The sequence below is a fragment of the Synechococcus sp. PROS-9-1 genome (assembly GCF_014279775.1).
In the GTDB taxonomy this organism is placed as follows: Bacteria; Cyanobacteriota; Cyanobacteriia; order PCC-6307; family Cyanobiaceae; genus Synechococcus_C.
Genome location: NZ_CP047961.1, coordinates 571,902 through 587,256, shown reverse-complemented (window position 1 = coordinate 587,256; position 15,355 = coordinate 571,902). Strand labels below are relative to the sequence as shown.

Sequence of the window (15,355 nt, the reverse complement as noted above, 5' to 3'; positions counted from 1 at the left end):
ATCCCGGCTCGGGCTTCTGAAGGCAGTACGACGATCCTAAGGAGCCGCCACCAATTCGAGGAGAGAAACGCTTCATGCCCGCACCCTGGATTCTGTTATTGCTGGCGATCGGTTCCGAAGTGATTGGAACCTCCTGCCTCAAACTCTCTCAGGGGTTCAGCAGGCCGATTCCCACACTCGTTGTGCTCGCCGCTTACTCCACCTCGATGCTGTTGCTCTCTCGAGTGGTGCAAACCATTCCGCTTGGCATTACCTATGCCCTATGGAGTGGGATCGGCATCATCGCGATCGTGCTGGTTGGCTTGCTTGCCTATAAGCAAGTGCCATCAGCTGGTCAGCTTGTGGGAATCGCCACGATCACAGCCGGAGTCATCATCGTGAATCTCACTGGCAAGCATCCCTGAACGCAGCCATGGATCGTCTGCCGATCAACAAGGGCGTTCTTACGCCTAATTAGCGCGAGATGCTCAAGCCAAGCAGCGCATCACTGCGATCTCGGCTGCGCTGAAGAAGCTCTGCATCCGCATTGAGATCTTGGCCATAACTCGGCAATAACGCTTGCAATCGTTGCTGCCACGCCTGGGAAGCCAATCGATCCGGAAAGCAGCGTTGAAGAATTTCCAACATGATCGTGACCGAGGTGCTCGCCCCAGGAGACGCACCAAGCAAGGCGGCCAACGACCCATCGGCGGCGGCCACCACTTCCGTACCCAATTGCAACTGGCCTCCAGAGGGGGTGCGTTTGATGATCTGAACGCGCTGACCCGCTACCGACAAGGTCCAATCATCCGCGCGAGCGGTGGGAAGGAAAGCTTTTAAGGCCTCCATCCGATCCTCGCTGCTCTGGCGAAGTTGATTGATGAGATAACGAACCAGCGGAATGTTGTTCACTCCAACTTGAAGCATGGGCAACAGGTTGGAGGAGCGCACCGAGCGAGGAAGATCCAGCAACGACCCCTGCTTCAAAAACTTGCTGCTGAAACCGGCATAAGGTCCAAATAACAGGGAGCGACGGCCATCGATCCAGCGGGAGTCGAGGTGGGGCACAGACATCGGTGGAGCCCCCACCTTGGCTTTGCCATACACCTTGGCGAAGTGATGCTCCGATAAATCCGGGTCATTGCAGACCAGCCACTGCCCGCTCACCGGGAAGCCGGCGTAAGAGGACGCCTCAGGAATACGCGAACGCTGGAGGAGGGGCAGGGCGCCACCACCGGCTCCGAGGAACACAAACGGCGTCGTCACGATGCGGCGTTGAGAGGGGCAGCGCAGTTGCAGCTCCCACCCCTCTGCGCAGCGATTGAGATCAGAAACCGAGGTGCCGAACACCAGATCAAGGGCTCCCGATGCTTGCAGGGGAACAAGCAAAGCGCGAGACAGAGCCCCGAAATCCACGTCTGTACCGCGCTCAATTCTGGTTGCCGCAACGGCCATTTGAGGATCACGCCCCGCCATCACTAGCGGAATCCACGACGCCAACTCGGCCTCGTCACGGCTCCACTCCATCGCCGCAAAAGCAGGAAGCGCCTTCATCTGCTCGTAGCGCTGGCGCAGGTAGGCCACATCTCCCTCACCCCACACAAAACTGATGTGGGGCACACGGTGGATGAACCAAGAAGGATCTAAACGACCCTGCGCACAAAGAGACGACCAAAACTCGAGGCTGCATTCAAAACTGGCATTGATCGCCAGCGGCTTCTCTGTTGCAACCGTGCCATCAGCCTGCAAAGGCGTGTAATTGAGCTCACAGTTGGCGGCGTGGCCCGTGCCAGCGTTGTTTCCCGCAGCGCTGCTCTCTAAGGCTGGTGCTTCTAAACGTTCAACAACTAACAACCGCAACTCAGGGTCGAGTTCGTGCAGGAGGGTTGCCAGGGTGGCGCTCATGATCCCAGCACCCACGAGCACAACGTCGTAGCGGTCCAAGGGGCGAACAGATCTGCTGTTCACAGGCTAAGAGGCCGAGCATCTGCAAAATGCCTACACTGAGATCAATTCGAAGATCAAGCGATGAGCACCGAGACCATGGCCCTCACAAACGAGAACGTGGAAAAGGTGCTCGATGAACTGCGCCCCTTCCTGATGGCCGATGGTGGCAACGTGGAAGTGGTTGAGATCGATGGTCCGATCGTGAAAGTTCGCTTGCAGGGCGCTTGCGGAAGCTGCCCCAGCAGCACGATGACTTTAAAAATGGGGATCGAACGCAAGATGCGCGAATCGATTCCTGAGGTGAGCGAAGTTGTCCAAGTGCTCTGAAGCAATCACTTAAGACAAAAGCAATTAAAGCAATCACTTTTCGAAAATATTCCACAACTGAGTTGGCAAATTCTTTGCAAATTCATGCGTAATTTCGAATAAATTCGAACCCATGAATACGCCTCAAGAGTGGAAATAAGCCTGTTAACAACCATCGCCTTGCCTTACATAGCTGTTAACAAAATACCCCTACGATAAGATTAAAATCAACAAATTAAATCTGGATGCTCTGCATCTTTTCCATTTTGTGCGTGAGTGCGATCGCCAGCGCGCATTGGCTGGCTGACAAGGTGGCAACCAGACCTGATCGTGAGCAGATGCGCTGGGCCTCCTTTGGAGGTGGGGCAGGAATTGCCTATGTGTTTGTGCATTTATTGCCAGAACTTGCCAGCCATGGCCAAGCCTTATCTGAAGCCCCTGGGATGGAAACCTTCGCCCCTACCCCCATCACAGAGGCGTTGCTATTTCTCATCGCCCTAGCTGGAATCATGGTGACGTACAGCATTGATGTGCTCGCCACCCATGAGCGACAGGCTGGAAGGATTGCAGGATCACTGCACACTCTTCATTTCGCGGCGATCAGCTACCTCTATGCCTATTCCCTTCCGTCCCTGATCAGCACCGGATTGGCCTATGGAATCTTGTTCACCATCGCCATCAGCGCCCATGTGCTTCTAGCCGATCGAACCATGGCCGCTCGGCATCCAGCAATCTTCCGAACACGCATGCGCTGGTTGGGAACAGCTGCCCTGGCCCTGGGGCTGTTGCATGCAGCACTCCTCCACCCAGTAGCCGACCTCCATCTCGCCATCGCCACGGCATATCTGGGAGGGGGACTGCTCATGGCCGTCTTCCGAGAAGAACTACCGGCCGTTAATCGCACGCGTCTTGGTTGGTTTCTAGCTGGAACCACATCAATGACCGGTCTTCTTCTTCTCGCTTTCTCCCACGCCACTCACTGAGGATGCATTGGAAGCAGTGAATCATTCCAGGCACAACATGCAAAACCACATCGTGCCCTCAACAGGAGAGCAATAAACGCGCTTTAAACCATCAATTTAAAAGCTTCGATAGAGAGCGGAAAAAGCTTTTAACGTCGCCTCAAGCTCATCTGATCAATCCATAGGTTGAAGACGCAACCATCTCTATTTAGCCAAAGGAGTCAGCTAAGACTGAGCATTGGAATCAAGCGAAGGGCAGGTCTTCGCATTGAAGTCACAGCGATAGATCGTGGACTTCTGCCAACGGAGGGGAATTTCCAGCAGATCGCGGGTACCGGTGAGGCCTTGCGTCAAAAACAACAAGGCCGCAAGCACGTTGGCTGTGACATGCAAACGGCGAATGCGGATGTCACGCAGGATCTCGGCGCGAGCACCAAGGGAAAACAACATCAAGCCCGTTACCCCAACGCCAGCCCAGTAATGGGACTGCCAAAACGCAGGCGTAAAAGGATTATCTGAAAGCCGCCAAACCTCCGGTTGGGCGCCAAGCCCCAACACTCCAGCCCAAGTAATCAGAGAAAAAGCCAACCTCATCCCAGGTCTCGTGCACCGCCATAGGGCGAGGAGGCTCACGATCGTTCCAAACAACACAAGCAACAACTGGATCGCACGTGCGAGGCCCCCTTCGAACTGAACCAGCGGAGCCTTCGTGCCAATCACAACAGAGAGAGCAATTAAGACCAGCAGCACCACAGCTGCCGCAAGCCAACGGCCCAGGTCGCTGTGATCTCGTCCCACCGTGACTGGAAGTTTCTGGTTCTGCAGCCGACGTGCACGCGTCTGAATTGCCAAACGCACCACCACCCCAACCAGTGGATAAACCAACACCACTGCAAGAAAAGGATGCAAAATCCACAACCAATCAACGCCGGCCATGGCCAAGAAAGCATCCACTCAAAACGTAGCCATGGAGCCAAAATTTGAGAGCTCAATCCAGCCGTTGAAAGATCAACAAAGAACCAACTTCAACACCAAGCATTCCCATGCTTAGCAAGAACGAGAATCATTCTCGACTAGAGTCAGCAGAGCGGCTTGGCTGTGTATGCGGGCATTGGTATTTGTTGGTCTTGCACTCGTCAACCTTGCTTTGCTCGTCCATCTATCGGAAAAAGCGGTTCGCCTTAGGAAAAGATGGAAAGACCACAAGCGTCTAGTCAACAACCATCCCGAGATGAAGTCAGTTGATCCTAATCAGGGGCTTTTGGCTTTCAAAAGCGACGACCTAATACGTGCTTTTGTATTAGACAACCAAGAGCCAGGCATCAGTGAGCCCTTCTACGTATCGGACCACGAATCAGATGAATAACCTGATGACATCAGTGATGCTGTTATGGATTATTCAGGTGGATTTGCGTATGTATAGCTTTCAATCGTGACTTCAAGGTGCTCTGTGATTGCCTTGGCTCCAACGAAGCGTTCAACTGGTTTTTCTATATAGTCGCAATCTTCATCACCATCGGCATCGAGTTCACAAGAGACGCTTTCGTGCGTAACGACCAACGTCGGAGCACTATCAACATTCAACTTTTCTGCAAGCTGTGTGAGTTTTCCATCGTCAGTGCGTAGTGGCACATATTCAATGGTTGCCTGCTGAGCCTTCGTAAGCGTTAAGACAAAATCTCTCACCTTGGCAGAGGTCTCGGGCTCATCAATGGGCAGGGTGAACAGATACAAGACGTAGGGGTTCATCATGCTTGAGCACCTTCAGCGAGGTAAAAAAGCCACCAGCGCAGTACGTGGTGCCTGAGGCAACACTCTATCTCTTGCGTTGGTCCAGGTTCATCGTATTGTGATAATTAACAGCGACTGTTTCTGGCTTGCTCCAGTCAGCGCACCAAGCGCCTATTTAAATCGAATACTTGTCACTCATTTAGCTTGCATGAGAGACCTGTCTTGGATGAATTTAACAGGTAAAATTTGCAAGTATCAATCCATTCAACTTGAAGAGACAATAGATAATGTACGGATACTTTTTAAGCCGACCTGTCAAAAACAATCAAAGCTTATCTGATGCGATGAGTATGAGCTTGCCGCCGTTGGCACTTCAGCTCCAGCATCTCCTTCACTGCCATAATCTATCCCGGATTGGGTGTTTCACCGTCTGGGGCAAGCCATAAGCCTGGCTCTTTCCACTTTTTTTTGCCAACTTGAGATTGAGAATCACGAGGCACACCACGCTGCAGTTGGTAGTAAGCACGTGCTTTGACGATGGCCCCAGGAACCTTTCGAAATACCACCTTGACCCACGCAAACAGGAATAATCTCCGCGACCTATGTCCGGCACTGGGCAACAAGACCTACTTCAACTACGGCGGTCAGGGACCGTTGCCAACGCCTTCGTTGGAGGCCATGACCACAAGCTGGCAGCGCATCCAAGAACTGGGCCCCTTCACCACGGATGTATGGCCCTATATCAGCGCGGAAACAAACAAAACACGTGCATTGCTCGGTCGTTTATGTGGTGTGGCACCCCACCGCCTCGCTCTCACCGAAAACGTAACCAGCGGTTGCGTTCTGCCCCTTTGGGGACTTCCCTTTGAAGCCGGTGATCGCCTCTTGATCAGTGATTGCGAGCACCCAGGAGTCGTTGCCGCATGCCATGAACTTGCCAGACGGGAGCACCTGGAGGTCGACAACCTCCCTGTTCAACAATTCAGGCAAGGACGCGAGGCACAACACAACACCGATGCAGGTGTCCTTCAAGCTTTAGAGGACTCTCTACAACCACGCACCAAAGTGGTGGTGCTATCCCATCTGCTATGGAACACCGGACAGCTGATGCCAATCCCTGCGGTAGCAGACCAGCTTCGTCACCATGCTCAGCAACCATTTCTGCTCGTCGATGCAGCCCAAAGCATGGGGCAAATCCCTGTGGAAGCTGCAGCGCAGGCGGCTGATATTTATGCATTTACTGGGCACAAATGGGCCTGCGGACCCGAGGGACTTGGAGGCGTGGCCTTGTCAGAAAGAATCCTCAATCAAGCCAATCCAACGCTGATTGGCTGGCGCAGTCTGCGCGATGAAACCCGCGCCGTGATCCATGATCCAGACCCCTTTCACCATGACAGCAGACGCTTTGAAATTGCAACGAGCTGTGTGCCGCTGATGGCAGGGCTGCGTCAATCATTGAGCTTGTTAGCCGGTGAGGGACGTGAGCAGGAGCGTCTCCAAACCATCCAATCCCTGAGCCGTAATCTCTGGGGGCAACTAAATGAGCATCCCGGAGCCACTCCCTTGCTCGAAGGGGAACCCCCCGCAGGTTTGGTGAGCTTCCAACTCAACAATCCATCTGGGCAAACTCCTGCTGAAATCGTTCAAATCCTCGGCAGCAAAGGAATCTGGATCCGCAACCTGGAAGAGCCCATTTGCCTAAGAGCCTGTACCCACATCACCACCGAAGCAACTGAACTCAGGCGCTTGGTGGATGCCCTTGAAGAGCTGATATGACCCCCATGATGAAGCCCCTAAAGGGATCAAAGCCAAGCAGTAACAACAGCAAGAGAGCAGCACAGCTGTGGATGTTCTCAATTTTTGGAGAAACTTTTTACATTTATCCAAGCAAGAAATTCATTGATTGAGCTTGTGATTCAGAGCATTCAGAGCCTGTTCGCGGTCATCAAAATGTACTTTTTGGGTTCCTAAAATCTGATAATCCTCATGACCTTTCCCAGCAACAAGAACGAGATCTCCAGGACCTGAATCTTGAATTGCTCCTGCAATCGCTGCAGAACGATCCATTGTCACAGCCAAATCAGTGCCGCTTGGTATTCCACGAACCACGTCATCCAGGATTTGCTGAGGATCTTCTGTGCGTGGATTATCAGAGGTCACCACCACAGCATCAGCAATCTCTGCTGCAATCGCAGCCATCTGCGGACGCTTGCCTCGATCCCTATCACCACCACAACCAAACACACAAATCAATTTGCCCTTCGCGAAGGGGCGACACGCCTTCAGTGCGCTGCTTAAGCCATCAGGAGTGTGGGCGTAATCCACCAAGACCGTGGGCAGATCACTTCCCTTGGCGTCCACAACAACCCGTTCCATCCGACCAGGAACGCCCCTGAATGTGCTTATGGCTGTGAGAAGCGACTCCAAAGGGAGACCTTGCTGAAGCAAGACCCCAACCGCCTGCAGCAGATTCATCACATTGAAGCGACCCAGCAGTGGGGAGTGGAACGTGCCCTCACCCATCGGACTGGAAAGGCGTCCTTCAACCCCAGAAGAGCCCATCAGCAAATCTGACATCGTCAGTTCTGCATCTGCTGAGCCCACAGACAACGAACTCCGCCAACAGCGATCTCCCAACCGCTCCGCTAGTTGTTTGCCCCAAGGATCATCCACATTGACTACAAATTGAGCCCCACGATCAGCCACCAAAGGTGGAGCAAACAGTCGAGCCTTGGCCTCGAAATAAGACGCCATCGTCTCGTGGTAATCGAGATGGTCCTGGGTGAGATTCGTAAACACAGCGCCGGAAAAACGGCATCCAGCCACCCGATGCTGATCAAGGGCGTGGGAGCTCACCTCCATGGCCGTTAACTGCGCGCCAGCGGCAAACGCCTCAGCAAGCTGAGCCTGGAGACGATCAGCCACGGCTGTGGTGTGAGTTGCCGTCACGCTGTGGCCAGGCCAACGATTCAGAAGGGTTCCAAACAGGGCGGAAGGTCGTCCACAGGCCGAACTCAAATGTTCAATCAGGTGGGTGGTGGTGGTTTTTCCGTTGGTGCCCGTGACCCCAATCAAACCGATGTGATCACTGGGGTGATTCCAAAAAGCTGCCGCCAACTCACCAGCCCAGCGAGCCACTGGATCAGAAACCACCACCACAGCGTCACTCTGTTCAGGAGGTTTAGCCGCTGCTGCTGCTGAGCCAATCAGGACCACTGCAGCTCCATCAGCAAGAGCCTGGGTCCAGAAGCTACCTCCATCCACCCGCCCGCCGGGAAGACCGATGAACACACTCCCAGGTCCCACGCACCGGGAATCACAGGTGATCGATTCGATCACGGCATCAGCCAAGCCCAGTGGCACAGGCAAACCCACCGAATGCAGCAAGGCGTGGAGTGTCTGGGTCATCGCTGGGGCACCACAGATGGACGTTCTAATCCGAACCTGGTGCAGTGGCGCAAACCCGCTGCAACCAATTGCGCAATCCATCCCCACTCAACCTGGGGGACACGCGAGGAAGCTCCGTTTCCTCCAAGACCAAAACCGGCACCTCAAGGTCATAACGCGCTCGCAATGGCGCTGCACAGCCGGGAGCGTCGATATCGACAACAACAAGCTTCAGGTGGAGACTCTCTTGCTCAAGATTGAGAGCTCGCAAGCGCTGTTCCAGCCCCTCACACAAACAACAACCAGCCCTGCCATAGAGCAACAATCGCCTGGAATCAATCGGGGACGGGGTCACAGCCGCAGGGGGTGAAGGGATGGCAGCGCAGCAACCGACGCAGAGTTAACCAACCGCCACGCCAAGGCCCATGGCGCTCAATCGCCTCGATGCCGTAGGCACTGCAGGTTGGAATGAACCGACAGCGAGGGCCGATCATCGGGGAAATCCAACGGCGATAAAAGCTGATCAGTGCAAGCAAAATCGCGCTTACAAGCCGATTGAATGGATTTGTGCTGCCGGCAGATAAGATGGTTGATTCGTGCATGAGATTCCGCAGTGCGGGCCACAAACCCAGCATGACGGATTCTCGCTTGAGCGCGAACCCAATTTCATCTCTTCTTTCCTATGTCCAGATACCGCGGCCCTCGCCTGAGGATCACGCGGCGCTTGGGAGACCTACCTGGTCTCACCCGGAAGGCCGCAAAACGGTCCTATCCACCCGGTCAGCACGGCCAAGCCCGTCGCAAGCGCTCCGAATACGCAATCCGCTTAGAAGAAAAGCAAAAGCTTCGCTTCAACTACGGCGTTTCTGAACGTCAACTTGTGCGCTACGTGAAGAAAGCGCGTGCACAGGAAGGATCAACAGGAACCAACCTGCTCAAACTGCTCGAGAATCGTCTCGACAATGTTTGTTTCCGCATTGGCTTTGGCCCAACCGTGCCAGGTGCACGTCAATTGGTGAATCATGGCCACGTCACCGTGAACGGACGGGTCACCGACATCGCCAGTTATCAGTGTAAATCTGGTGATGTGATCGCCATTCGCGAACGCAAATGCAGCAAACTGCTTGCCGAAGCGAATCTGCAATTCCCAGGATTGGCCAACGTGCCTCCCCACCTCGAACTCGATAAACCCAAGCTCAGCGCCAAAGTGATTGGCCGCGCTGAACGCGAATGGGTCGCCCTTGAGATCAACGAACTGCTGGTGGTGGAGTACTACTCCAGAAAGGTCTAAGAGTTCAGCTCTGCAGCTGGATTTTCAAATACATCTAACCCATATTTTCATCAACTCTTGCTACCTGCCAAACGGGAGATAGCAAGGGTTTTTCATTGCTTGATGAACGATCAAAGCAAACAGTTCTGGAAGGAAAGAGCCGTATTCTCTCATGCCTTCGGGAGGGACATACCCATTCCCTTTAATTCACATAAAAAAAGGAATAGCCCTAGATGTAGCTACTCCTTTTTGAGGTTGATTTGCCCCCTGCTCTTTACAAGCAGAAGGCAAATCAATAAGAAGAAACGATTGATGAAGCACCGCAAATACATGCTCCTGGCAAGCAAGCTGAACACATGCTTCGCCCTCTAAGCGCTAGGACGATCCACCCAAAGAGTCCAATCTTCTGTGGCGTTTAGGCATCGCTGATCTTAATCTCGTTCTAGGTGATAAGCCCACTTCCTTCTCATTGCAAAAAGCAAGTGGGCCCTTGATCATTCGTCCGAATGGCTCAAGAAGCACCGCCGACGGAGCTGGAATCAGCAGACGAATCAACAGAGACGCTGGAGGTGAGAACTGCATCGCTAGCGATATGGATGTCACCGCCGTTGAGGCCGATGGCATCAACAGTGGCGGTGGCGGAAGCATCACCCATTACGGAGCTGGCTTCCACGAAGTTGCTGTCTTGAGCGATGGCACTGATCGAACCGGTGCCACCGAAATCGATGTTGGCGGAATCAATACCTGTGAGGCTCTGAGCAGCGTTGGCTGTTGCGTTAGCGCCTGTGGATTCAGCTGAGGTACTGAAGTCTCCGAAGGCGGTGCCAAGGATGGTGCCATCGCTGGCGCCATCAGCTTCAATTGCTGAGAGACCTTTGATGGTGGAAGCCTCGGTGCTGATGCTTCCGTCGAGGTTGTCATCCCCAGAGAAGGCATCGGCTTTGCCGGAGACGGAGCTAGCGCTCACATCAGCGTTCACCTGTGCCTGACCAGCGAGATCAAACAATCCACCAGCACCCATTTCGAGGCTTGTGATGCCATCAGCATCGAAATCAGCGTCTGCCAAGCCGTCGCCAGCTGTGCTTGCGGCGTTGATGCTGCTATCGATGGTTGCGATGCCGGAGACATCACTATCGGAGGAGCTGAACAGATGGGCTGAGTTGAGGCCAGTGGCGTCAAGGTCGCCTGTGGCCGTAGAACCAAGATCGAATGCAGACTCGTCTACACCATTGGTGGCAACATCATCCAAAACTGGCGCTGCACCCACATTGGTGGCATCAGAGGAACCATTCACGCTGGCGGTAGAAGCCAGGCTGCCGATGCCACCGATGTTCATGTCGATGCCATTGATGCCGGTGGCATCAAAGTCAATGTCAGCTGTCGCTGCACCAGAGGTGCTTTCGCCATCTGCACTACCGATCACAGCAGAGGTGGAGCTCAGATCAGAATCGGAGCTGACGTTCATCTGGAGATCCGCGATGCCCATCGCGTCCATCCCGGAACCGGAGCCAGCCCCTCCGGTGACGGAAGAAGCAGAGGAATCAGCGGTGCCTTGGGCTTGCGCCATCAGGTTGCTGACACCGCCAACGTCGATGCTCATACCGGATGCGATACCGGTGACGGAGGCATCAGCAGCATTGGTGTAACCGTAACCAGCGGCAGCGGTGGCGTCTCCGGAGGTGCTGGAGGCAGAAGCATCGAGGTTGCTGAAGCCCTGAGCGGTCAGATTCGAATCTGAGGCAATGTCGATGTTGAATGCTGCGGAACTGAAGTCCGTCCCAGTTACACCGATGCTATTTACAGGCGGAGTAGCAAGATTCACTGTTTCGTCGAGACCAGTCGTCAAACCAGTGACGTCTTGACCAAGTCCAGCTTTAGCTGTTGCATCAGTTTCATCAACTCCTCCCACATTGGAAGCAGTGGCTGAGGAATCAAGCTGAGCAGCACCGGTGAGGTCGGAGATTCCGCCCACATTCAGTGAGGGAAGCTGAGCACCGATAGCCTTGTCGCCCTGACCAGCAATTGCGGTAGCAACACCAGCAGTACTAGAAGCATCGGCTGATAGTGAACCGATGGCCATACCGGAGAGACCGGAGTCGGAGGCAACATCGATACCGAAAACATCAGGAGTGCCGCTGGTATCAGTTTTCTGACCGATCAAGCCGGTTGCGCTTTCTGAATCAGCGGTGGCAGTTGAAGGATCGCTGACGTTGCTGGAGGAAGCAGAGAGCCCGAAGTTGGCTTGACCAGCGATAGAGCCGATGCCACCAATATCGAGGTTTCCTGCAGCCAGATCAGCACCATTAATGGTGGTGCTAAGAGCGTTGGCAGTTGCTGTACCAGCGGTGGTTGCGGCGTCAGCAGAGCTTGAGACGTTGGCGAGACCTTGAACGGAGGCATCGCTCTTGACATCCAATTCTCCTGTTTGCTGCAAGCCTTCTGCAGTAGTGAGCTGACTAAGGCTGATGGCCTGTCCCGAGACATTGCTGGAAGCAGCACCGGAGGTCAGGCTGGTTTCACCAGCAACGGAACCGACACCACCAATATCGGTAACACCGAGCTCAGCACCTTGGAGAGTGCCTGCTTGAGCACTAGCGAAGGCATATCCGCCACTGGTGCTTTCTGCAGATGATCCAAGATCAACAGCAGCAAGGCCGTTGATGCCTGCATCGGAGGCAACGTTCAGGCCAGAGATGGCTTCTAAGCCATCGATGTCATTCAGCTGAGAGACAGCACCCGAGATGTCAGTTGTGGAATCATCAACGTTGGAGGAGGAAGCGGAACCGGCAAAGTTTGCAGAACCGGTCAGTGAACCAACGCCACCGATGTTGACATCGCCAAGGTTGGCGCCGTCGATTGTGTTGGCGTATGCACCAGCGGCTGCAGCACCATCAGTGGTGGAAGCGTCAGCTGTATTAGTGAGATTGGCGAAACCTTGAAGTGTGCCGTCGGACTTGATGTCTGTTCCGTAGCTACGCACCCCATTGGTGCTTGTGCCATCAGTTCCTGTGACCAGGCCTTGGGCAAGGCCAGTACCGCTCTCGGTTAGGTCGCCAAGATCAACACCAGTCGTGGGGGAGTAAGAGGCAGAGGTTGGAACCGCGAAACCATCTTTCACATCACCAAGAGCAGCCCCGGCGATAGCAGAACCAGTGACGTTGCTGGAAGCAGCAGTTGCGTTGAAATCAACCTGACCGCCGATGTCCGCAACACCACCAATATCTGTGTTGATGCCAAGGTCAGCACCCTGGAGTTTGCCTGCATCAGCAATCGCAGTAGCACTACTAGCTGCGCTTGAAGTACCTGTACTTGCAGCAGATGCGTTGTTAACTAATTGAGCTAGACCTTGAATCGATGCATCGGAATCAATCGTGTTCTGAATTTCAGAATTAAAGCCCTGGATTGAACCAGTCAGTCCAGATGTAGCCGTTGAATCACCAGTAACACTTTCCGAATCAGCACTGAGGCTGTTACTTGACTGACCAAGGCCGGAGAGCTCACCTCCAACATCAAGCTTCGTGAGCGAAACTCCCAAGCCTTCTCCCATCTCGGTGAAGGCTTCGGCAATTCCGTTGCTTGTAGAAGCAGATGAGGATGCCGTAGATGAAGCAACACCTTGAAGGCCTGCATCAGCCTTCACATCGATTGATGCTTCAGCATTTGATTCGTTAGAGAGTCCAATCGCTTGATTGGACTCTGTGGTTGAGACAGCAGCACTGTCTCCTGAAACGTTCTCAGAACTTGCAGACGAAGCCGAGCTGGATTCAGCCTGAATAGTGGCATCAGCGTCTACCAGAGCTTGAATATCTTGAAGGCCGGCAACCTTGCCTACAGCATCCTCAGCAAAGGATTGAAAATCATTTTGTAGTGGCTTGGCAGAAGAGGTCATGATGAGTCAAGGAATGAGATGAAAACTGTTCTTGATTACAAGCAGCAGCTTTTGCCAAAACTTGTTCTGAAAAAACCTAGTAGAGGGTTACCTAATCTGTCGATATTGCTTTGTATTGCATTGTATAGACCCCAAAATAACGAAGCAAAATAAACAGTTTTTTAGAAAAATCAGAGAACGACGAGCAGCGCCTAAACGCTCAAGTTTGATATACCGAGCTACACAAAGAAATACGATTATGATTTAGAAAAATCACATCAACCCCCTCCACGCGATCCTGACAAAACTCAGTCACAGGAATGAGTCTTAGAGATTGAAACAGGCTCAGATCTTCTTGAGCGACCCAAAGCTGGCCTCGACGCCAGCAGACACAGAAGCCTGTTCAGCGATGAGCAGTTCTGCACCAAAATCCTCCAACACCCAAATGATCAGCATTTCTAATGAAAGCATAGGTCTTAACAATCTCGATCGTTTCCCAGCAGCCTCTCGCTTAACAAACACTTCTATCAGGGGACTAGAGAATCTCGCTCATGAGCCCTCTTTGCACTGCATCCCCGGCAGCTCAAAACTCCATCACGAAAAAAACGCGTGAGCAATCGCTCGTTGGATGAGGATCCTCAACCATCCATGACAAGCCCACAACAGAGAACATCCCAAGCAGGAATCATGTTTCACGAACAAAAGCACCTACGCGACACCAGCGAGAGGGAATAAAACCGCCTATTGTTAATATTGCATTAAGAATAAAGAGCAATCAGCAAATTAAGTGGGAAAATCATATCCATACAGAAGCTCAATAGTATCTCACGCTTCAGATTAAACTGAAATAAGGATTGCAAAATACAAGACGCGCACCTAAGGTAAAAAAGTCAAGGTTAGCCACAAGCACAATCCATAAATGGACAACAAAGAACAATCAATCCAACATGACAACGATATGTTATGGGAGTATCGAGTTATTCATATCAATATAGTTAATAAAAAACCAACCCAAACGTCGAGCCCTGAGGAAGCAAGCCAAAAATTACAGGGACTGCTAAGTCCTGAATTCATTAAAAAGGAATTCCCGAAGCTATACGGGAAGCCACGTCTTCCAAAACATCCAGCATCTCAGCTCCAATTTGTTTTGAATCTCCTTGGCCGAGAGCGATGGGAATTGATCGAGACTAGCCAACTTGGAGGACTACTAATGTTTATCTTCAAAAGACAATCCATGAAAGCTGAGGAGTAGTCAATACGTTTTTAGAATCATTAGTTCCAAGAAATAACTTGATTTTTGCAAAGTCGTTTCTATTAAAAAATCAATCCACGTCTTAAGACATAAAGCAATACCTCAACGGTTCTTGAGCCTACGGCTGAAGGAAATGTCACCCCAATCATTGAATTCCATTCTCAAAAGCCGATAGAGTGAAGTGAACTCTGTCTCATGAATTGTTGACTGATTCATCGCCTGCGACTCGGTCTGGCTAGAACATCTCTATAAAATAAATATATCAAAGAAGAAAACAAGTCTTGCCTTGGGATAATCGAAAAATGAGTTATCCTAATGCAAACTATACAAGATCTTCAAGCTTATGATTCACCAAATCCATTTGATTTCTTCAATGATTTCTTCACCTTGCTCTTCGTAGCAACAGTGGTACGTTGATTAGATGATTCCTCGTCCTTAAAGAAAACTCCATCCAGCCATACCGTTATGATATATACAACGATCAAAACAGGGATCAATACAGCCCATTGATTTGGGAATTCGTATGGAATCTGCTGAACGCCAAAAATAGCTAGGTAACCCGTGATCAAAGTAAATATAAATCGACGAATACTAGCCTGATTCAAAATAAATTCTCTATATCAAATAATTATAGGGCTCAAATCAGAGGTCCA

At 52.2% G+C, this 15,355-nt stretch carries 13 protein-coding genes; 5 read left to right on the top strand and 8 right to left on the bottom strand.

Annotated features, from left to right (window positions below):
• Positions 1-74 precede the first annotated feature (74 nt).
• Positions 75-404: a multidrug efflux SMR transporter gene (locus SynPROS91_RS03020; RefSeq protein WP_186518346.1), complete on the top strand. Its 330-nt coding sequence runs from the start codon at positions 75-77 to the stop codon at positions 402-404.
• 49 nt (positions 405-453) lie between these two features.
• On the opposite strand, the gene SynPROS91_RS03015 is transcribed toward SynPROS91_RS03020, so the two are convergent.
• Complete coding sequence (locus tag SynPROS91_RS03015) at positions 454-1,923, bottom strand: malate:quinone oxidoreductase (RefSeq protein WP_186519356.1); 1,470 nt, start codon at positions 1,921-1,923, stop codon at positions 454-456.
• Positions 1,924-2,007: 84 nt separating this feature from the next.
• On the opposite strand from SynPROS91_RS03015, the gene SynPROS91_RS03010 reads away from it, so the two are divergent.
• Together SynPROS91_RS03010 and SynPROS91_RS03005 are read left to right on the top strand one after the other, a co-directional pair.
• Complete coding sequence (locus tag SynPROS91_RS03010; protein WP_006854698.1) at positions 2,008-2,253, top strand: NifU family protein; 246 nt, start codon at positions 2,008-2,010, stop codon at positions 2,251-2,253.
• A 251-nt stretch (positions 2,254-2,504) separates the two neighbouring features.
• Positions 2,505-3,215 carry a hypothetical protein gene (locus SynPROS91_RS03005; RefSeq protein ID WP_255439890.1) on the top strand — a complete coding sequence of 237 codons (711 nt, stop codon included), beginning with the start codon at positions 2,505-2,507 and terminating at the stop codon, positions 3,213-3,215.
• 204 nt (positions 3,216-3,419) lie between these two features.
• Here the strand turns inward: SynPROS91_RS03005 and SynPROS91_RS03000 are convergent, their stop codons facing one another.
• Together SynPROS91_RS03000 and SynPROS91_RS02995 are read right to left on the bottom strand one after the other, a co-directional pair.
• The gene (locus tag SynPROS91_RS03000) at positions 3,420-4,130 is read right to left on the bottom strand and encodes a DUF4079 domain-containing protein (RefSeq protein WP_186518342.1); all 711 of its coding nucleotides are present in this window, start codon (positions 4,128-4,130) and stop codon (positions 3,420-3,422) included.
• A gap of 459 nt (positions 4,131-4,589) precedes the next feature.
• A complete protein-coding gene (locus SynPROS91_RS02995; protein ID WP_186518340.1) occupies positions 4,590-4,928 on the bottom strand; it encodes a hypothetical protein in 339 nt (112 codons plus the stop codon).
• A 564-nt stretch (positions 4,929-5,492) separates the two neighbouring features.
• Between SynPROS91_RS02995 and SynPROS91_RS02990 the strand changes: the two genes are divergently transcribed.
• Positions 5,493-6,701 carry an aminotransferase class V-fold PLP-dependent enzyme gene (locus SynPROS91_RS02990; protein ID WP_255439889.1) on the top strand — a complete coding sequence of 403 codons (1,209 nt, stop codon included), beginning with the start codon at positions 5,493-5,495 and terminating at the stop codon, positions 6,699-6,701.
• Between the two features lie 120 nt (positions 6,702-6,821).
• Here SynPROS91_RS02990 and SynPROS91_RS02985 read toward each other — a convergent pair whose 3' ends face one another.
• The 3 genes from SynPROS91_RS02985 to yidD are packed head-to-tail and all read right to left on the bottom strand — an operon-like array spanning position 6,822 to position 8,914.
• The gene (locus SynPROS91_RS02985; RefSeq protein WP_186518336.1) at positions 6,822-8,333 is read right to left on the bottom strand and encodes a UDP-N-acetylmuramoyl-L-alanyl-D-glutamate--2,6-diaminopimelate ligase; all 1,512 of its coding nucleotides are present in this window, start codon (positions 8,331-8,333) and stop codon (positions 6,822-6,824) included.
• A 25-nt stretch (positions 8,334-8,358) separates the two neighbouring features.
• A complete protein-coding gene (locus SynPROS91_RS02980) occupies positions 8,359-8,667 on the bottom strand; it encodes a glutaredoxin family protein (protein WP_186518334.1) in 309 nt (102 codons plus the stop codon).
• Positions 8,648-8,914 (bottom strand): membrane protein insertion efficiency factor YidD, encoded by a 267-nt coding sequence (gene yidD, locus SynPROS91_RS02975; RefSeq protein ID WP_186518332.1) that lies wholly within the window; start codon positions 8,912-8,914, stop codon positions 8,648-8,650. The genes SynPROS91_RS02980 and yidD overlap by 20 nt, the downstream gene beginning before the upstream one ends.
• A gap of 80 nt (positions 8,915-8,994) precedes the next feature.
• On the opposite strand from yidD, the gene rpsD reads away from it, so the two are divergent.
• On the top strand, positions 8,995-9,603 hold the full coding sequence (gene rpsD / locus SynPROS91_RS02970; protein ID WP_186518330.1) for a 30S ribosomal protein S4: 609 nt from the start codon (positions 8,995-8,997) through the stop codon (positions 9,601-9,603).
• 490 nt (positions 9,604-10,093) lie between these two features.
• Here the strand turns inward: rpsD and SynPROS91_RS02965 are convergent, their stop codons facing one another.
• Positions 10,094-13,471, bottom strand: coding sequence for a hypothetical protein (locus tag SynPROS91_RS02965; RefSeq protein ID WP_186518328.1), 3,378 nt, complete (start codon positions 13,469-13,471; stop codon positions 10,094-10,096).
• 1,572 nt (positions 13,472-15,043) lie between these two features.
• The gene (locus tag SynPROS91_RS02960; protein WP_186518327.1) at positions 15,044-15,307 is read right to left on the bottom strand and encodes a hypothetical protein; all 264 of its coding nucleotides are present in this window, start codon (positions 15,305-15,307) and stop codon (positions 15,044-15,046) included.
• Positions 15,308-15,355 lie beyond the last annotated feature (48 nt).